Source organism: Corynebacterium sp. LaCa78 (genome assembly GCF_046717505.1).
In the GTDB taxonomy this organism is placed as follows: Bacteria; Actinomycetota; Actinomycetes; order Mycobacteriales; family Mycobacteriaceae; genus Corynebacterium.
On sequence record NZ_CP177112.1, the window covers coordinates 684,194 to 702,624 of the forward strand.

The window sequence follows — 18,431 nt, forward strand, 5'->3', positions numbered from 1 at the left end:
CCCAGGGGATTTGGGTAGGTGCCTTCCTGTCTGTATAGTTACAGAAGTCGCCGGGACAGAGCGAATACATCAAGTATTAACGCACTGTTCAAGCGCAGATGATGGAAGTCATCTCGACGCGGGGTGGAGCAGCTCGGTAGCTCGCTGGGCTCATAACCCAGAGGTCGTAGGTTCGAATCCTGCCCCCGCTACCAACTTCCAAGCCCCTACCAGCGGAAACGTTGGTAGGGGCTTTAGTTATTTCTCTTAAGGCGCACGCCCTGGGACTCAAATTGGGACTTTAGCGATGGCATTTTGTCACTTAAGCCGGTTTGGAAGTGATGCTGCCCGACACGCCCCTAAGCGTTACCTTTCGCGCGGTTGTGGGACTTACACAACAGCTCACAGTTGCTTTCGGTGGCATCACCCTTCGACCACGCTGTGACATGGTCGGCATCCATCTCAGACTGCGGCCAAGGGTTGGCAGAATAACAATCACGGCAAGTCATATAGGTGCAAAAGAGCACTCATCTCTTTGTTAAACAGCACGATGGTGCTTATCGCCTAAAGAAGAAAGAGTGACAGCATAACCACTGTGGTTGCAAAGGCATAGAACGTAATCACCAGGCCTGCCTTATTCGCTTCCTGTAACGGTTTCATCGATCAGGAAGAAAGGCATATTCGTCCCCACTCTCAAACTTCGATCCCGAATATTAAGAATGCAACCTTGCCTATTTTACAGAAATAAAACCGGCCCTAGGTGCAGTGATTATATTTATCACATTATCTTACGAAATAGGTTTATTTGTGGGATAGTCAAATTGTTCCAAGAACATACTCACTCCCTCAGCAAGGATAAGAACATGCTTCACTACACCCCATTTTCAAAAAGGGGAATCTCCATCTTGGCCGCCTCCACGCTTAGTGTCAGCTTCTTAGCATTCGCTCCCTCGGCTACAGCTACAGAGATTGATGACGGACTAGTTGACTCAATCGTTGCCGCAAATACAAAGACTCCCTCTCCCTCTACTGGAGAGAAATGGGTACCAAACGATGGAAGCTTAAAAATAAACGAAGGATCCTTGCTTCCACAGCAGGACAGCATAACCACTCCGGCGCCATCGAAGAACGCAGGAACAAAGACAAAGTTAATAGAGCGCGAAGATGGCAACCAGCTAGTTAGCATTAGCGATGGAGACGCCCCTTTGGAACTTTCTTTTGAGTTCTCAGATTCCTTTCTTGAAAAGCTTCCAAGCGGACATATTTTAGTACGTCCAGCAGAAGGTGAGGAACCTAGCGCATACATTGAACCTGCCTGGGCCAAAGACGTAGATGGAAACCAGGTAAATACTCATTTTTCAGTTGATGGAGATAGGATAATCCAGCACATCTCGTCGAGCCCTGCCGGCAAGCCGGTTATTTCAGATCCTTATATCCGAGACGTTCATGGCTGGGGAAAGAAAATCGGACAAGAGCTAGTCTTTTCCAAAGACGAGACGAGCGGGATCGCCATAGGAACTGCTTACTGCGCCCGTAAATTAGCAGGAGTTGGCCTAGGCTCTTGGTTAGCCAAAGGTGCGTGCGCAGGCGCTTCCGCAGTAGCAGCTCACGCCACTAATACAGGTCGATGCCTTACCATCCGAGCCCTCGGAGGAAAGTACTCCCCAAACATCGTATTCCCGTATGCAACTCGATGCTAGAATCTAGAATCAAGAAATACAGTTGCGCATTTCATCGTAAGTAGACATGGAAAATAGCCGAGTTCTAGTTTTAATTGGAATCACCCTAATTATTTGGTGCGCGCTATACAGGTACAGAAAAACCACCGCTAAATGGGTTTTTATAGCAGCCTCTTTAAGTACCTGTCTAGCGTTTGTCCTAGGCCTATCAGGATTTTTAGGTCTAGGACATGATTCCATCGATTTGTTGTCTCTAGTAAACGTATTTTTAAACACGTTTATATTGTTGGCCATAGGCCAGTCCCGCAATCGAAGTAAATCGACCCGCATTAAGGATGTATAAATCGATGTCACCCGGTCGCGACATTAACCCGCGCCAATTTTACTAACACACACCTAGCACCTGTTGCCGCCAAGCCAAGGAGATTCTCCGAAAGTATAGGCTTGGATGCAAGTAATATGATCTTTTATAGCTTCTGATTGTGCCCACATAGATTCCGTTCCAAACCTACCGTGTATCGGGCATTGAAGGTGCTATAGGTATACAAATCGTCGTGCTGTTGTAAAGTTGGGCGGAGAGCAGCGAAGACTCAGTAGGGGTAGCGACGTAATTCGACCACAAGACATTCAGCGGCGTTTTCTTCCTGCCAACACGCTCAGCTGCAACCGCATCAAAGTCAATAGGAACAAAGTCACTAAACGCGATAGAACGCTTGTCACCGACCATTTTGGGAAGGTCTTCCGAATTCAAATCATTGACCTGAGCCTCATCAACGATGCCGTGCGCGTCCATGGACTTCTTGGCCTTTGAAATCGTTGCCGGGGCAGCCCCAGTCCGGGCTTGAATCAACCGATACGACTCGCCCCGAAGCAACAAGCGCATCACATGACAGTAGTCCACCATAAAGGCGTCCTTTCTCTTTCCGCGTACAGCCGAGTTGCCATACGCATAAGAGAAGATCTACCTAAAACACCGCTTCACGATCCCCACCATCGCACTTCACGATCCTCACCGAGCTACTTCAAACACCCCGTTCTGAGCATCTCGTGGAGACCCCTTTGAGATAACACGTGGCTATCACGGTAGTCAGGGCTCTTTCGGTCCGGGTGCGCCTTTCTAAGAGCCAGTCGGGAAAGAATGCGCCGTGACGTAGCTTCGGGATAGCAACGTCAATGCTTCCTACCCTGGTGTCTAAGGGACGGTGGCGGTAGCCATTGCGGGTATTAGTCCGTTGTGGAGATACCGTGGCGTAATCAGCGCCGCAGACAGTGTCAGCCTGGGCCGAAAGTATCTGGTTAATGAAGTCTGTCAGCATCTGGCGCATCAAGTCTGGTAAGGCTTGGGTGAGCAATTCTTCCAGATACGCAGTGGGATCGATATGATGGGGGTTAGCGGCCATCGCGGTTACATTCCTTTCGAGGATAAGTAGAAGTTGATTCGAAAGGTACCCGTGATGGTCGCCTTATTGTGCACCGGCACGAGGCTTACCACGGGTTACAGATACACCACACTAGCGGACGTAACCACCCCTGGTCAAGTCCGTTTGAGTGGTGTTTCTACCTTTCGATAGAGCATGCAGTGTGATGGTGTCAGGGGCCAGCACGTGCTCGGTGCTTTAACTGGTTCATGCGACCTCCTTGGTGGTGTCAGCGTCTATGACGTTGGCGGTAATCAATGCTTTGGTCTGTTCCAGGCTGGTTAGTGACATGTAGCGGTTTTGCTGGATCCAGTCATCGTGTTGTTCTGTTAGGACAGCACCAACAAGGCGCACGACAGCGTCACGATTGGGGAAGATGCCTACAACATCCGTACGTCTGCGGATTTCACGATTGAGCCGTTCAGTAGGGTTATTCGACCAGACTTTCTTCCAGACGGATTTCGGGGCGTTGGTAAAAGCTAAGAGCTCGTCGAGGGCTTCTTCCAGGTAGCTGGCAACGTGGGGGAATTTATCTTCACAAAACGCTACGACCTCACGTGCTTGGGACCACACCGATTCCGAGTCTGGTTGCTGGAATATCGTATGAAGGGCCCGAACCCCGGAAAGTGGACACGGGGATTTAATCAAGATGCGATAGTAAGTGTAGCTGATCCGGCGGCTTCGAAGGCGTTCGGCGAGCGATAGCCGCACCACGAGTGCAAGCGCTTGGTGTTGTAGTGCGTGCACCACCGGAACACGTCCCGACGACATACGATCTGACTTGGGAAAACGGACTCGTCCTGGAGGACTTCCCGTTTCAGCGTGGCGTTGAACGACTCCGCCAACGAGTTGTCCGCGCTCGTCCCGATTGCTCCCATCGACTGGGTGACACCGAATCGTTCACACAGCTTCCGGTATTGCCCAGAGGTATAGACGCTGCCATGATCGGAGTGGAAAATCGCCCCGTCAAGGTTGCCTCGGACCCCGTGGGCCATCGTGAGAGCTTCTTCGACCAACTCCGTGCGCATGTGGTCGGCGATCGCGAAACCGGTCAACTGCCGCGAATAGCAGTCGATGACGGTGGCCAGGTACATATTCGACCCGTCCGCGATCGGCAGGTACGTGATATCGCCGACGTAGATGGTGTTCGGTTTCTCCGCGGTGAACCGGCGTTTCAGCAGGTCGGGCAACTTCGGAGCCCGTTTCGCAGACACGGTGGTCTTCACCCGGCGTTTTTTGGTGTAGCCGAACAGGCCCATCTGGCGCATCAACCTGGCGGTGCGCTTGTGATTGAAAAGGTCGTCGTTGGCTGGATCGGAATTGATGGCCGCCGTCACGCGTTTCGCCCCGTAACAACCGTTCTCGGCCGTGAACACGGCCTTGATCCTCGCTCCCAGCACCGCGTCGTCAAGGACGCGTCGCCGGCGGGCAGGAGCAGCTGATTTCCATTTGTAATACGAGGACCGGTTGATCTTCAAAACCTCACATAACCGCTTGACCTCGTAGAGGCCTCGGTTGTCATCAACGAACCGGAAGCGGTTCACCAGTTCGTCTCTTCCGCGAAATATTTGGCCGCCTTGCGGAGAATCTCTCGTTCCTCCCGGAGCTTGGCGTTTTCGCGTTCCAGCACGCGGATGCGTTCGGCGTCGGAGAGTCCTTCAGCAGGCGTGCGTGCGCTGTTGGCTGCGGCAATGGGGCTGGCGACTTTTTCACCGTTGGCGTTGGTTTTGGTGCCGGTGCCGAAGGCGTCGAGCCAGGTGCGCAGGGAGTTGCGGTTGACCCCGAGATCGGAGGCGATCGCGTTGAGCGTTGCTCCGGGGGTCGACTCGTACAACGAGACTGCGTCGCGCTTGAACTGCTCGGTGTAGGTCTTGCGTGGCATGGTGGAAAGGTACCTCACTTCCCCAGCGAGATGCTGGTTTCAAGGTGTCCACCATCTGGGGGTCAGGTCCGAAACATCGCCGATAGGGTTGGCCACTGGGTCTTGGCAACCATCGAAGACAGGTTTTTAGAAAAGTGCGTTCGACACCGCTGCCAGGACGCATTCGGCAACACGTCACTAATCGCATGCTGGATTCCTAGATGCGCGTCACTGGTGACAAGATAGACCTCATTAAGTCCGCGAGCTTTAAGATCCCTAAAGAACCCAGTCCACGACGCCACAGACTCAGATGTAGCAACCTGCATGCCCAATAGCTCACGATAGCCTTCGGCATTAACCCCGGTAGCCACGAGGACGGAAGCTTTGACCACGCGTCCTCCTTCGCGGACTTTCATGGTCAATGCATCACAGGCAATATACAGGTATGGACCGGTATCGAGTGGTCGGGTACGGAAGTCTTCGACCATCTCGTCCAGGTCTTTAGCCATGTCAGATACCTGCGACTTTGAAAGATTATTAATTCCCAAACTGGCGACGAGATCGTTCATCCTGCGTGTGGACACGCCTTTTAAATAGCAGGTAGCTATTGCGGTTGTTAGTGCTCGTTCTGCCCGAGTGCGTCGTTGCAATAACCAGTCCGGGAAAAATGACCCGGTACGTAGTTTGGGTACAGCGACATCAATGGTGCCAACGCGAGTATCAAGATCGCGGTGGCGGTAGCCGTTGCGGACATTGGTTCGAGACTTAGACGTGGTGGCGTAGTCGGCGCCGCAGATCTGGTCTGCTTGAGTCGATAGGATTTGGTTGATGAATCCTTGAAGCATCTCGCGCATGAGATCTGGGGATGCTTGGGCCAGCAATTCGTCTAAGTAGGTAGTCGGGTCTATAGAATATGGGCTAGCGGCCATCGTGGTTATCCCTTTCGAGGAAGTGTGGTTACGGAATCGAAAGGTACTACGGTGGTCGCCGGCCTCATTCATAAGGGGCCCACCGTCAGTTACAGATACACCACGCTACTGGACGCAACCTTCCTCTGGGGTTGCGTAAGAAATATAAGAAATGTGAGTAAAAATACTAATGTGTTGAGATTAAAGTATGAAAAGCTGCGCTCACTGGGAGAGTTCGCTATAGTCATAGCGGTAATCATGGTCGCCGATGGATACTATCTATAAATTGTGTATATCGATGTTAATGACGCCCTCAATGCGGGACGTTATCTATCGGAAGGCTAGAAAAGTAACTCAATATTGATTGAAAGGAAACGCAACTATGCGCCTTGTGAGCAAATACATTGCTGCAGCTTGCGGAGCAGTCATGCTCGCTACTGGTCTTTCCGGTGTCGCGTCAGCCGCACCGACCGGTAATCTCGTCACGCTCGGTGACTCCTACTCCGCTAACCCTGACCAAGTCCGGAATACCTTCCGTGGGGTTCCTGGCGCAACCGATAACTATCCCCAACGCGAGGGGTGCCTTCAGGCGCCTAATAACTGGCCGCGGAAGCTTGCTGCAAAGACGAATCGACCACTGGCCGATTGGTCCTGCACCGCTCAGACTTCCAACACCATGAATCAACGCTTGGACCGGGCTATTGCCAACGGTGACGTCCGCAACGACTCTACCGTCGTCATCGCTGTAGGAATGAATGACTACGGTCCATTTAACTTCGATGTGTTGAAGAGTTCTCCGGATATCCCGAAAAACGTCCACGACAACTATGTGAACCGTCTGCGGGAAGCTGGCGACAAGATTCACCGTGCAGCACCGGGAGCTAAGATCGTTGTATCGGGCGCGCTACCCACGGTGGATCGTGAACACGCAACCTTCTGCGCAGTCAATGTGATTCCGAACCGCCCAGGCGGTATCTACGTCCCAATCCTGCGGGATGTCGAAAATTGGAACCGCGCTAACCAAATCGAGGCGGCTAATTCCATTGGGGCGACCTACGTTGACATGATTGATGGCGCTCGCGGCCATGATACATGTGCTCCAGATGCCCAGCGTTGGGTTGCCGGTTTGATTGACACCACGACGCCGAACTACAACATGAACTTCCATCCGTCGGATGCAGGCTCCGAGTACATGGCCAACACTCTTTTGGCTCACGTATAAGTATTCGAAGCTCTTTTAATTGGAGACAGTGGTTTCCAATTCTGCCCCTGTCTCCAATTTTTAGACCTTCACCGGTGGAAAGCACGGGTGAAGGTCTTTTTATATTTTCGATCTAAGCCCGCCGGCAGTTGTAGGCGTGCATGGGGGTGTGGCGTAGCTAGATATTAGCGCCAGAGGGGACAACGAGTGGGCCTCCTGTAACCGGATCTTCAATAACCAAAGCGTTTAAGTTGAATGCGGCGTGAAGTAATTGAGGAGAAATGATCTCCTTGGGCGCCCCGGTTGCAATGATTTTCCCTTGGTTCATTGCAATCAAATGGTCGCTATATCGAATGGCTAAGTTGAGGTCATGTAAAACCATGACGATGCTGCGCCCCAGCTTTGTTCGCAGCGAACGAATGAGCTCGAGAATTTCGATGGACGTCGCCAAATCTAAGTATGTTGTGGGTTCGTCGAGGAACATAATCTCTGTGTCTTGAGCTAGAACCATGGAAATCCACACTCGTTGGCGTTGGCCACCGGAAAGTTCATTAATGGAGCGTTCGGCGAATTGAAGGGATCCGGTTTGTGTGAGCGCGGAATAAACCTCCTGCTCGTCGGTTGCTGACCACTGGCGCAGCCATGATTGATGTGGATGGCGCCCGCGAGCGACAAGATCGGATACTAGTAAACCCTCTGGCGCAACGGGGGCCTGCGGCAACACACTAATTTTTGTAGCCACATCCCTTCGGCGAAGTTCAGTGATATTGCGTTCACCTAACATGACAGTGCCACTTTCTAGGGGTAACAGTCTTGCGAGGCTGCGTAAGAGTGTTGATTTTCCGCACCCGTTGGGACCAACAATCGTAGTGACTTTGCCTTTCGGGAGTCTTACATCAATATTTTCAAGGATCGGAGTATTGCGCGCGTATCCTACGGTGAGGTTTGAGGCGGAAATTGCTGTGCGTGGGGAGTTTAATGGGGCAGACATTAAGCTGATTGGACCTTCCGATTTTGCTGAACAAGTAAATAGAGCAGAAACAGGCCCCCAATTATCGAAGTAACGATTCCAACAGGAAGCTCGACCCCCAACAGAGCTTGAATGACGACGTCTGCGCCGAGTAGAAGAATCGCTCCAGTAAAGGCGGAAGCTAGCAGCGGTGGTGTTGCGGTACGACAGACACGAAGTGCTATTTGAGGAGCAACAAAGGCTACAAAGCCAATGGGGCCTGCTGCGGAGACAGCAACGGCAGTCAACGCTACGGCGAGCATGAGTACAGAGAATTGCACCGCATTGAAACGAGAGCCAAGAGCTCTTGCCAAATCCTGGCCCAGTGCCGTGGGATGCAGTTGGTAACTAACCCATCCGAGGGTTGGTGCAGATATTATTAATGCAATAGCTACTGGAAAGGTAGTCGTCCAATTTGCTCGGTCTAATGAGCCAGTTAGCCAAAATTGAGCGACGGAGGCATCGTGCAATTGCGCACGAATCATGGCGAAGCTGATGTAACCAGACAACAGCGACGTAATGATTATGCCCGAGAGTAAGAGCCTGAACGGGTTTGCGTCTCCTTTCCAGGAAAGAACCCACACGACGATGCTTGTACTGACAGCTCCGATAAAAGCGGCCAGTGGGACTCCAATGCCGGCCAACCAGCCTATGATGCCGGTACCCGAGCCGAAGACGATAACCGTAACCGCCATTGCTGAGGCGCCGGCGGTTATGCCTAAAATGTCAGGACTGGCTAGCGGATTTCTGGTTACTGATTGTGTTAAAGCTCCAGCGAGACCAAGAGCACAGCCTACTGTAAGTGCAGTGAGAGCACGCGGCATTCGCCATTCGAAGACTACTAGTTTCTCCAGTCTGGTTCCTTGGCCGCTGGCAATAACTTCCAAGACTCTACCGGACCTGACCCCCAGATGGTGGACACCTTGAAACCAGCATCTCGCTGGGGAAGTGAGGTACCTTTCCACCATGCCACGCAAGACCTACACTGAGCAGTTCAAGCGCGACGCAGTCTCGTTGTACGAGTCGACCCCCGGAGCAACGCTCAACGCGATCGCCTCCGATCTCGGGGTCAACCGCAACTCCCTGCGCACCTGGCTCGACGCCTTCGGCACCGGCACCAAAACCAACGCCAACGGTGAAAAAGTCGCCAGCCCCATTGCCGCAGCCAACAGCGCACGCACGCCTGCTGAAGGACTCTCCGACGCCGAACGCATCCGCGTGCTGGAACGCGAAAACGCCAAGCTCCGGGAGGAACGAGAGATTCTCCGCAAGGCGGCCAAATATTTCGCGGAAGAGACGAACTGGTGAACCGCTTCCGGTTCGTTGATGACAACCGAGGCCTCTACGAGGTCAAGCGGTTATGTGAGGTTTTGAAGATCAACCGGTCCTCGTATTACAAATGGAAATCAGCTGCTCCTGCCCGCCGGCGACGCGTCCTTGACGACGCGGTGCTGGGAGCGAGGATCAAGGCCGTGTTCACGGCCGAGAACGGTTGTTACGGGGCGAAACGCGTGACGGCGGCCATCAATTCCGATCCAGCCAACGACGACCTTTTCAATCACAAGCGCACCGCCAGGTTGATGCGCCAGATGGGCCTGTTCGGCTACACCAAAAAACGCCGGGTGAAGACCACCGTGTCTGCGAAACGGGCTCCGAAGTTGCCCGACCTGCTGAAACGCCGGTTCACCGCGGAGAAACCGAACACCATCTACGTCGGCGATATCACGTACCTGCCGATCGCGGACGGGTCGAATATGTACCTGGCCACCGTCATCGACTGCTATTCGCGGCAGTTGACCGGTTTCGCGATCGCCGACCACATGCGCACGGAGTTGGTCGAAGAAGCTCTCACGATGGCCCACGGGGTCCGAGGCAACCTTGACGGGGCGATTTTTCACTCCGATCATGGCAGCGTCTATACCTCTGGGCAATACCGGAAGCTGTGTGAACGATTCGGTGTCACCCAGTCGATGGGAGCAATCGGGACGAGCGCGGACAACTCGTTGGCGGAGTCGTTCAACGCCACGCTGAAACGGGAAGTCCTCCAGGACGAGTCCGTTTTCCCAAGTCAGATCGTATGTCGTCGGGACGTGTTCCGGTGGTGCACGCACTACAACACCAAGCGCTTGCACTCGTGGTGCGGCTATCGCTCGCCGAACGCCTTCGAAGCCGCCGGATCAGCTACACTTACTATCGCATCTTGATTAAATCCCCGTGTCCACTTTCCGGGGTTCGGGCCCGTCCCTGCTCTTGCTGCTGCGACAGAACTGCACGAGGAGGCGCTACGGAGGTTTATCCGTTACCTGGCGGCTCTTGAACTTGTCGAAGTTAGCGAAACCACCCTCGCATTGACCGCAATGGGCATGGAACTGGCGGACCCAGATTCAAATGTAGTGCGTTGGTTAAGCGGGCCAGCGCACCTTGAGGCGATGGCGCTGATGCGCCTTGAGGACAGCCTTCGCACCGGTGGGCCAGCGCTTCAAGGCGAAAAGGGATTGCCGTGGTCAGAATATCTTGGCCAGGACCCGCACCTGGCAGCCGAACGCTTTGAGCAAAAGAATGTGAGTGCTGGGTGGACCGCTCCTTCCGCAGCAAAGGAACTGCAGCAGTATCTGGATGACACTGCTCGTGTTCTCATCATTGGCCAGGGCGGTGCAGTATATGCAGATGAAATCCTCCGCCGATGCGAGCATGCTGAATGCCGGATTATCACCGATGCTTCATCGGAAGCGGTGCTACGGGAAATCGCAGTAGCCTCTCATGCGCGCTGCGAGATGGGCGGCGACGGACGCGGCCTTTCTCCCACCGAGACGGACTATGCGTGGGCAACTGACGTGATTTTCATCGATCCCTGGAGCATCTTTGGCAGCGAAGAGGTGGCTGCCGAATTAGGCCGCGCGGTTAGTGGGGATAAGTCCCGCCGGGCTTTTATCCTTACCGAGGTCCTCGAGGAAGCAGGCGGCGATGAGCATTCCTATGAAGAGGACTTGGTGAGGCTTTCCATGTTCGGCACCAAGGTGCCGACTCAGGACGATGTCAGCGCTGCTACCGCTGATAGCCGCGCTCTTATTTCTTCTGCCACGGCTGTTGGCTGGGGCAAACACCTCTTCGTCCTGGAAGCAGAAGCGAATTCCTAAAGAGGAACCTCGGTAGGACAAAATGCCTCGAGCATAACCTTTTATTTCCGGACCACGGTCCCGGACGGGAGCCGGGGCCGTGGCTGCCATAAGTGTGGTGAACACGGTGAAGTAGGCGAACGTTGTCCAGCCGATCCCGTGGGTGAGGGTCATCAGCACCGTGCAGACGGATACGCCGAGTGCGCTACCAAGTTGGGTCGCGATGCGGCCCGCAGCACTGGCATGGACGACTTCACCTTTGGATAAGCCGTGGTAGGTCGCGGACATCGTGAGCACCGTAAGGGCTCCGATTCCGCCGCCGCGCACGAATAGCCCACAGCCTTGAAGGATGAGCCAGCCTGCCGCCTGGCCGGTGGGAAAGGCGAAAGGTAGCGTTCCGATAATAGCGGCGGCAATGCACATGTAGACGGTCTTCCGCGTACCCCAACGGGCGATGAACTTTTCCGACGCCGAGCGGCAGAAATACGCGCCCACACTCTGTAGTGCTAGCAGAAGTCCCGCATGCAGTGCGGTGTAGGCGTAGCTGCTCTGATAGTGCAGTGGGATAAGGAAGAGCCCGCCATAAAACACGGTGCTTGCAATGGCCAGCGTTGCCCACGCTGAGGAAAAGGAGGCGTGGGTAAATAGGCGGACATCGATAAGCGGCGATGGTGCCCGGAGCGCATGCAGGACAAAGTATCCAATCAGCCCCGCGCCGGCGGCGAGGAGAATTATGCTTGTCCAAGAGTTCATGTGCCCGATGGTGGTAAAGCCATAGACTGCCGCGAGCAAACCTGGCGCGAGCAAGAGGTATCCCATGCGGTCCAGCTGGGCTGCAGGGTCTGCTGGGGTCCGTTCTAGATAGTGAGCGGCTAGGGCGATTGCGGCGATGCCGATGGGGACGTTGATGAGGAGGATGGCGCGCCAGCCGATGGCATCAACAAGCAGCCCGCCCAGTAGCGGGGCAATCGCAGGCGCAATTACCGCTGGTAGACCGATTGCGGTGATGGCGCGTGTGGCCTGGTCCTTTCCGGCATTAGTGACGATGAGGGTCTGCATCACCGCCACCGAGAAGCCCGCCGCGAATCCCTGCAGGATTCGGAAGGCGATGAGCATATCGATATGGGTCGATACCCCTTGGCCAGCCACGTTAATTATATATGGCCGGGATGGACCCTGTCCATTTTGTTGATGGCTTGTTTCCATCCGGATGTTCGTGCTCCCTCAAGGAGTCTACTGGCTGCAGCAGAGGGCTGTTTTGGATTGGTTCGTTCTACAACGTGTTTGTATTCAATATTGCAGTTAATTAGTCGCAGCGTCTTTAGGGCAGACTCATCAGGCGCCCTTAGAGCTGACGGCAAGGTGCTTTCCAATGGTTCGAAAGATCAAAATGACGAATCTTTGTGCTATCGCAAGCGGGCCCATCTCAAACAAGGGTGAACAGCGTAGTGCTGCACTCGGATTTCGTGCATTTTGATGTTGAAGAATCCAGATTCAGTGGATAAGCACTTAAGTAAATGCCATGATTGTGAATACGGCCTCTTATGAATCTTTTAGTTTCAAAGCTTTTGCCACGGCTAGGTGGACCTGCATGTGTGACTCTTCTTCGGGTTGCACATTAAGATCTTGGTAACGGTAAATGCAGCGGGATCCTCCGCCCCCGCCCCCAATTTCAAATACGCCTACAACAGAAGCCTCGAAGAGTAAATTCAGCCATATTCGAGCTTCTTCTTCGCAGACATTCTGTGCTTGAGCGACAGTGAGCCAATCTTCCATGAAGAAATTTCTTTTCCTAAGCTTCCGGACAAGATTGAGGACACTCTGAAAATTATCAATAGTATGACTAAATTCATCACGAAGCTCTTCAAGGACATGCATGCAATATTTGGGCTCGGCTGAATAAATGTCCTCTCGCTCAATTAAAGAATGACCATTTCGCTGAGCTTCTTCGAGGCAAGAGATAGAAAAGGCTACTATGTCCCTCGGTCGCCCCATGGTCCGTTTCAACATATAAGTTTCAGAGCGGGCGCGTTGCCGCATTTCTCCATCGTAGAACAGCGAATGCCAAGTCGAGGAACTACTTTGCTTGTTGCCGACACTACTTTTAATTCTAGCTTCGATTACTTTGATTAGGTCATCGTCACTCCAATCCAAGTACTCGATATCTTGACTCACTTTATTTCGATCGTTGAATGAAATTGCCTGCCACAAATCTGTTCTAAGAAAAATAATTACAGTTGCTAATCCTTTGGGCTTAACTTTCAAGTTAATATCACGCATGGCCTTGATGGCCCCGATGATTAGAAGCCTTGCTTCCTCGCTGCCGTCCCATGCTTCATCAATCCTGTCGATAAGTACAGTCCGAGGGAATTCGGCAAGGATTTCTAAAGCAAATTTTTGAAACTGATTAAATACTTGGATAAATTTATCGTCTAATGTCTGCTGAGATGTGGTATCAAACTCTACTCCCCCTAAATCTGCCACGGTAGAGATATTAGGTAAATTAAGTTTCTTTATGCGACTGAGCCAGTCAAACATCTGATTGAGTCGACCTTGTCGATCTTGAACCTGAAGATCATGGAGGAATTTATTGAAATTGCTCCGCTGTTTCGAAGACATTTTTTCCTGTATCGAACCGAGCGCTGCAAGGTAGATTAGCAATTCCCATGCAGTAGTGTATGCATTCGTCTCTGCGACGCCCTTTTTCCGCAACAGCTTGTGAGTTTCAAAAAATAATTTGTTAATTCAAGATCGACTGTCCTGTGGCTAAAAGCGTCCCTGATATGGGCAAATAGAGCGGTCTTTCCTGAGCCTTTCCTACCCAATATCAGTTGCTTCCCTGAACGGACCCCATCGACGGCTCCAGTTTCAACAAAATAAGCCTCGAGTTGTTCGTCGCTTTCAGCGTCAATACGGCCTAAGTTGATTTCGTTGAGTGATGATTCCATTATCCCTCCATAGTAAAGTTGGTTTGGCCCCTATAGCAGCCAATTCTATCGAAGTGTCCTGACTTTTTGTTCCTTGGTATTTGCCTTGATTTGCATTTTATCCTGTGGCTGATTCTAATTCCACAGTTCGGTTTCCACCTCGGCTGGGGTTCGGTATCCCAGGCTTTGGTGGAGCCTTACCTCGTTCCACCATGACACCCCACTCGAATGTCGCGATTTCTACCTCGACAACGTTATTCCACCTGCGATTATAGATGAGTTCGCCTCTTGTGAGGAGCCGTTAACGTTTTCAGCTAGAGCATTGTCATTTCAGTCGCCAACAGTTCCGGTGGAAGCAGTGGTCCCGTGCTGGGCGAGACGCTGGTTGTAGACAACGCTGACGTACGGCGAGCCGTGATCCGAATGGTGAATGAGACCTGTTGTTTCCCTCGCACTTACAATCGCTTGATTGAGTGCTTGTAGCGGCAATGCCTGCAGTGCGCATGGGCCCGACCCCCGAAGCCTTTCTTCGTGCGCACGTAGGTAATGTCGGCCACCCACAGCTTGTTTAAGGCCTTGGGCTTTGAACTCACGCCCCACTAAATCCGGGCGCAGATCCGGCACGTTGAGGTGTACGGGTTGTGGTAGGTGATCTGCCTGTGCCTGTGCCAGAAACACCGGCCAGGCGCATCAGCCGGGCGGTTTGTTCACGACCGATGTCGATTCCGTCACGGTCAAGCGCATGCCACATCTTTCGCACGCCGTAGACACCGTAATTATCCCGATGAACAGCACTAATGCGTTCAACTAGAACAACCGTCACGAAGGCAACGAGCACTTAAGCCCACGGGCTTTGGACTGGCGATAACCACGCAAGGTGATGAACCCACCAGCCCGGTTATTTTTCAACGCCGATGCAGATGAACTCGACAGAGAAATGATTCCGGTATTTATCGATGAACCGGATCATTTCTTAACGTTTGGGGCCTGGTCGTGAGGCGAAAAAGCTGACGCAGCCTTCAGCAACTCGTTGGTATCTCGAAGCTGGTGATTTTCGCGGCGTAGCCTGGCATTTTCGGCGGCCAAATCTTCAGGCACAGGCTCTGGGATGTTTCCCGAACGACGAGCCTGCTGGGTCCATTGACGAGCTGTGTGCCATGAAACCCCCAACTTTGGAGCTACTGCCTGGCACGCGGCCTGCATCGACATGTTTTCCGCCAAGATGCGGTCTTCCACGAGACGGACCACGCGGTCCTTTGCATCTTGGTCAAATTTTCTTGGCATGTTCCAGATTTTCCCATCTACTCAAACGGAACAAAACCTGGGACACTCCGAAACGCTAGGATAGGAGAAAATAGATCTAGTTAAGGAGTACAAAGCAATGGCTAAAGAAACTGCACGCGCCCTTGGTCACGAAGTAGACGTGGATCGCGAGAAATTTACCTACCTGGCATCCACTGATGCCGAGGGCAACAAGATTGAATCCGGCAAGGCTGCGGGAGCCGGTGTAGCCGGAGCCGCGGCTGGCGGGGCTGCTGCTGCCGGCGCCGCCGCAGCGGCAAGCGCAGATGGGCAAAATGATGCTGCGGCGCAGAGCGATTACGAGCCGAAGAATCACGTCGTTACCGGCGCTGAGGAAGAGCACGTCGCTGCAGCGTCCGAGCAACCGGATCTGCAGGAACAGCTGGATGAGGATAACGCGGACTATGAGCCCTCACAGCACGTGGTGGGCGAGGCCGAAGAGGAACACATCGCTGCCGCCCCCGAGCAGCCGGAAGGGGTTGCAGCTGATGATGAGCGCGATGACTTTGATGACCTGAAGGACAAGGTCACCGAGGCCGGCAACGTCGTTGAAGAAGCCATCAACCGCGCTAAGGACTTCGTGGAAGACAAGGCGCAGGAATACCAGGATGGATCCGGTAAGAAGGGCGGTTTCTTCGACCGCGTGAAAGACGTCGTGCGCGAGGCTCGCGATAACCTCGACGAAAAGCGCAAGTAGCTAACTACGCCCAGGCCGCTGTCTTAACCCGAAGGGGAGAGGCAGCGGCCTTTGTGCTGTCGTGCTAGTCCAGCGCGTGCAGGTAGAACCGGCGGATGAGCAGACGGCGGGGGATATCGACAAGCGGGCGCAAGAAGGGCAGGAAGGGCTCGGAGGTGGCATCGATAAGCAGCAGCGTCCGCCCATCCCGCAGGCGCTCTAAGGTGAAGGTTTCCTCGCCGCGCTCGAGGTGTCCGGGCAAGGTGCCGTAGGTAAAGCCGCAGCGCCCATCGTCAGAGAAAGCCTCGACCACGCGGCAGCGGAAATCAAACGGGCCAAGGCCCATGGTGACCTCGGCGCCTTCTTGGACGACCGGGTGGGTGGGGCGCACGCGGAAGAGGCCGCTGCGCTGGATGCCCCAGCGAAAGAGCCGGTGGGCCGCGGCATCGAAATCGGCGTCGATGACCCGGCTCATGTGCAGCTGCGGGAATCCGGCGGTATCGGTATAGGAAAGCGGCTCTGGCATCTTAAGTCTCAGTGCTTATCTGTGGGGACCTCATGGGGGTGAAGAATAGGGCATCGAAAAGTTTTTGGGTACGGATTAATAGTGTGATCACCCCCGAAACCTGAAAGAACGGTAACGGCTTGGAAACAGTCACAGGACTTAGCTGCTTTCACACGAGATTCATGTCAGGATTTAGCTAGCACGATCCTGACAACTGAAAGAAGGTACTTTGATGCTTCGCATTCCGCACCTAAAGAAAGTCCTGGTGGGCTCGGCTTTCGCTGGTGCGTTTTTCCTGGGTTCCCCGGCAGCAGGCGCCCAAGAATTGCCCCAACCGGATATTGACTCGGCAGGGTTAATCAACCACGTGCGCGATGGCCTCGCGGACTTTGGAATTGAGACCCCAGAGGTGGATAAGCAGGTCACCGATACCGTGGATTCCGCGGTGCAGAACGCGCACGATACGGTGGCGAATAACGCCCAGCAGGGGGCTAAGTACGCGGAGCCGGCCACCAACCCGAATCCCTTCGGGCTACTGGAACAGGCCACTCAGGTAGAGCAAAAGCCATTGGGTAATAATCCCAATTACCAGTGGAAAAATGATGGATTTTCCAAGGTAGCTGCGGGCAAGCCCGATGCAGATTTTGTTCTGCACCGCGTGCCGGGGTCCTTGTTCGATGCCCCGCGCACTCCCGAGGAATCCGATGTTGCCATGAACCAGGGTAAGTCCCTGTACGGCCCTGGAACTCCCATCTATATCAATGGTGACACCATGTGCACCCTGAGCGTTGCCGGTAATGACGATGCCGGCCGCAAGGTGGGGCTAACCGCAGGGCACTGCGGCAATGAGGGCGATGCCATTACCTCGGCCGATTCTGATCACATTGGCCCGACGGGCACCATCGTGTCCAAGAATGACAAGCTGGATTATTCGGTGATCGAATTCGGTTCTAATGCTGAGGTCACCCGCAGCTACAACGGAGTAACCGTTAACTCCCTAGGCGGGACCGTAAACCCGGGTGAGACCGTATGCAAGCAGGGCGTTGCCACCGGCAAGACCTGCGGTATGACCTATCAGCAGGCACAAAGCATCCAGGTCAACCAGGTCTGCGCCATGATGGGCGATTCTGGTGCGCCGCTGCTCGCCGGTGACCGCCTCATCGGTTCCATCTCCGGCGGCTTCCTGCCGGTGAACTTCCCGTGCCGCACCCCGCTGCAGGGTGCGGTTCATAACCCCACCGCCGCTACCAACATGGATACCGTGTTGGCGGATATGAACCGCCGTGGTGGCGTTGGTGCTGGGTTTACCTTGCCCGAAGCATAAGCGCGAAGCAGATAGCGCCCCGTTCAGCCTTGAGTGCTGCACGGGGCGCTTTTTTATGCGCAATTTCTATGGGCATATAACGCGCATGCGTCCCGCCAAAGTGGGGGAAAGCGCAGGATAGCCTTGCCTGCAATCGGAGACATAAACTAAGGTGAGACTTACCTATTGTCCAATTAGGGATAGTCAATATCTGCTGTGGCTAACGCATCCGCAGCGAAATTTGAACCGAGGTTTCCCCATGTACAAAACCCATTCCACTCCACCAGAAACTGGGCCCATTCGCGCGGATCAAGCACCCACCGATGCCGTGGTGGAACTGTCCGCTGATTGCCTGCACAACGCGATCGAGACCCAACCGGCGCTGGCCGTGCGGCTGCGCGAGCTGGGCTTTCGGCCTGGCACCCGCGTGCAGATCGGCCGCACCGTCGCAGGCGGTGCGCGCATTGTCAGCGTAGGTACGGCCCGTTATGCCGTGGATGCGCACACTCTGCGCCAACTCGAAGTCGTTCCGGTGGAGGCATAAGCG

General features: G+C 53.9%; 15 protein-coding genes, 1 tRNA gene and 4 pseudogenes. 7 read left to right on the forward strand and 13 right to left on the reverse strand.

Annotated features, from left to right (window positions below):
* Positions 1-117: 117 nt before the first annotated feature.
* Positions 118-194 (forward strand) — tRNA-Met (locus ACLI1O_RS03375).
* A 144-nt stretch (positions 195-338) separates the two neighbouring features.
* On the opposite strand, the gene ACLI1O_RS03380 is transcribed toward ACLI1O_RS03375, so the two are convergent.
* On the reverse strand, positions 339-488 hold the full coding sequence (locus ACLI1O_RS03380) for an HNH endonuclease signature motif containing protein (protein ID WP_255716953.1): 150 nt from the start codon (positions 486-488) through the stop codon (positions 339-341).
* Between the two features lie 354 nt (positions 489-842).
* Here ACLI1O_RS03380 and ACLI1O_RS03385 point away from each other — a divergent pair, with 354 nt between their 5' ends.
* Positions 843-1,679 carry a hypothetical protein gene (locus ACLI1O_RS03385; protein ID WP_239269438.1) on the forward strand — a complete coding sequence of 279 codons (837 nt, stop codon included), beginning with the start codon at positions 843-845 and terminating at the stop codon, positions 1,677-1,679.
* Positions 1,680-2,166: 487 nt separating this feature from the next.
* Here the strand turns inward: ACLI1O_RS03385 and ACLI1O_RS03390 are convergent, their stop codons facing one another.
* From ACLI1O_RS03390 to ACLI1O_RS03410, 5 genes and pseudogenes are all read right to left on the reverse strand, one after another.
* On the reverse strand, positions 2,167-2,562 hold the full coding sequence (locus tag ACLI1O_RS03390; protein ID WP_239269439.1) for a hypothetical protein: 396 nt from the start codon (positions 2,560-2,562) through the stop codon (positions 2,167-2,169).
* A gap of 139 nt (positions 2,563-2,701) precedes the next feature.
* A pseudogene (locus ACLI1O_RS03395) lies at positions 2,702-3,058 on the reverse strand (transposase); the annotation flags it as partial.
* 225 nt (positions 3,059-3,283) lie between these two features.
* Positions 3,284-3,679 (reverse strand): annotated as a pseudogene (locus ACLI1O_RS03400) (transposase); the annotation flags it as partial.
* 41 nt (positions 3,680-3,720) lie between these two features.
* Positions 3,721-4,958 (reverse strand): IS3 family transposase gene (locus tag ACLI1O_RS03405; protein ID WP_411701846.1). Its coding sequence is split into 2 segments (ribosomal slippage): positions 3,721-4,631 and positions 4,631-4,958, totalling 1,239 coding nucleotides; the frame shifts between segments, so codons are not numbered across the junction.
* A gap of 65 nt (positions 4,959-5,023) precedes the next feature.
* A pseudogene (locus tag ACLI1O_RS03410) lies at positions 5,024-5,866 on the reverse strand (IS256 family transposase); the annotation flags it as partial.
* Between the two features lie 406 nt (positions 5,867-6,272).
* Here ACLI1O_RS03410 and ACLI1O_RS03415 point away from each other — a divergent pair.
* Positions 6,273-7,067 (forward strand): GDSL-type esterase/lipase family protein, encoded by a 795-nt coding sequence (locus tag ACLI1O_RS03415; RefSeq protein WP_239275637.1) that lies wholly within the window; start codon positions 6,273-6,275, stop codon positions 7,065-7,067.
* A gap of 157 nt (positions 7,068-7,224) precedes the next feature.
* Here ACLI1O_RS03415 and ACLI1O_RS03420 read toward each other — a convergent pair whose 3' ends face one another.
* The gene (locus ACLI1O_RS03420) at positions 7,225-8,037 is read right to left on the reverse strand and encodes an ABC transporter ATP-binding protein (RefSeq protein ID WP_239269441.1); all 813 of its coding nucleotides are present in this window, start codon (positions 8,035-8,037) and stop codon (positions 7,225-7,227) included.
* Positions 8,037-8,942 (reverse strand): FecCD family ABC transporter permease, encoded by a 906-nt coding sequence (locus ACLI1O_RS03425; protein WP_239269442.1) that lies wholly within the window; start codon positions 8,940-8,942, stop codon positions 8,037-8,039. Before ACLI1O_RS03425 ends, ACLI1O_RS03420 begins: the two co-directional genes overlap by 1 nt.
* A 79-nt stretch (positions 8,943-9,021) precedes the next feature.
* On the opposite strand from ACLI1O_RS03425, the gene ACLI1O_RS03430 reads away from it, so the two are divergent.
* Positions 9,022-10,259 (forward strand): IS3 family transposase gene (locus tag ACLI1O_RS03430; protein ID WP_411701846.1). Its coding sequence is split into 2 segments (ribosomal slippage): positions 9,022-9,349 and positions 9,349-10,259, totalling 1,239 coding nucleotides; the frame shifts between segments, so codons are not numbered across the junction.
* Between the two features lie 684 nt (positions 10,260-10,943).
* Here ACLI1O_RS03430 and ACLI1O_RS03435 read toward each other — a convergent pair.
* The 4 genes and pseudogenes from ACLI1O_RS03435 to ACLI1O_RS03450 form a co-directional block, all read right to left on the reverse strand.
* Positions 10,944-12,320 (reverse strand): MFS transporter, encoded by a 1,377-nt coding sequence (locus ACLI1O_RS03435; RefSeq protein WP_411706964.1) that lies wholly within the window; start codon positions 12,318-12,320, stop codon positions 10,944-10,946.
* 393 nt (positions 12,321-12,713) lie between these two features.
* Entirely contained in the window at positions 12,714-13,883 is a 1,170-nt protein-coding gene (locus ACLI1O_RS03440; protein WP_411706965.1) for a P-loop ATPase, Sll1717 family, read from the reverse strand.
* Positions 13,884-14,687: 804 nt separating this feature from the next.
* Positions 14,688-14,849 carry a hypothetical protein gene (locus ACLI1O_RS03445; RefSeq protein WP_349819927.1) on the reverse strand — a complete coding sequence of 54 codons (162 nt, stop codon included), beginning with the start codon at positions 14,847-14,849 and terminating at the stop codon, positions 14,688-14,690.
* Positions 14,850-15,064: 215 nt separating this feature from the next.
* Positions 15,065-15,407 (reverse strand): annotated as a pseudogene (locus tag ACLI1O_RS03450) (transposase).
* 72 nt (positions 15,408-15,479) lie between these two features.
* Between ACLI1O_RS03450 and ACLI1O_RS03455 the strand changes: the two are divergent.
* On the forward strand, positions 15,480-16,097 hold the full coding sequence (locus tag ACLI1O_RS03455; protein WP_239270091.1) for a kinesin: 618 nt from the start codon (positions 15,480-15,482) through the stop codon (positions 16,095-16,097).
* 64 nt (positions 16,098-16,161) lie between these two features.
* On the opposite strand, the gene ACLI1O_RS03460 is transcribed toward ACLI1O_RS03455, so the two are convergent.
* Positions 16,162-16,602 carry a DUF1990 family protein gene (locus ACLI1O_RS03460; protein ID WP_239270090.1) on the reverse strand — a complete coding sequence of 147 codons (441 nt, stop codon included), beginning with the start codon at positions 16,600-16,602 and terminating at the stop codon, positions 16,162-16,164.
* Between the two features lie 211 nt (positions 16,603-16,813).
* Between ACLI1O_RS03460 and ACLI1O_RS03465 the strand changes: the two genes are divergently transcribed.
* Together ACLI1O_RS03465 and ACLI1O_RS03470 are read left to right on the forward strand one after the other, a co-directional pair.
* Complete coding sequence (locus ACLI1O_RS03465; protein WP_239270089.1) at positions 16,814-17,905, forward strand: S1 family peptidase; 1,092 nt, start codon at positions 16,814-16,816, stop codon at positions 17,903-17,905.
* A gap of 238 nt (positions 17,906-18,143) precedes the next feature.
* The gene (locus tag ACLI1O_RS03470) at positions 18,144-18,428 is read left to right on the forward strand and encodes a ferrous iron transport protein A (protein ID WP_239270088.1); all 285 of its coding nucleotides are present in this window, start codon (positions 18,144-18,146) and stop codon (positions 18,426-18,428) included.
* Positions 18,429-18,431 lie beyond the last annotated feature (3 nt).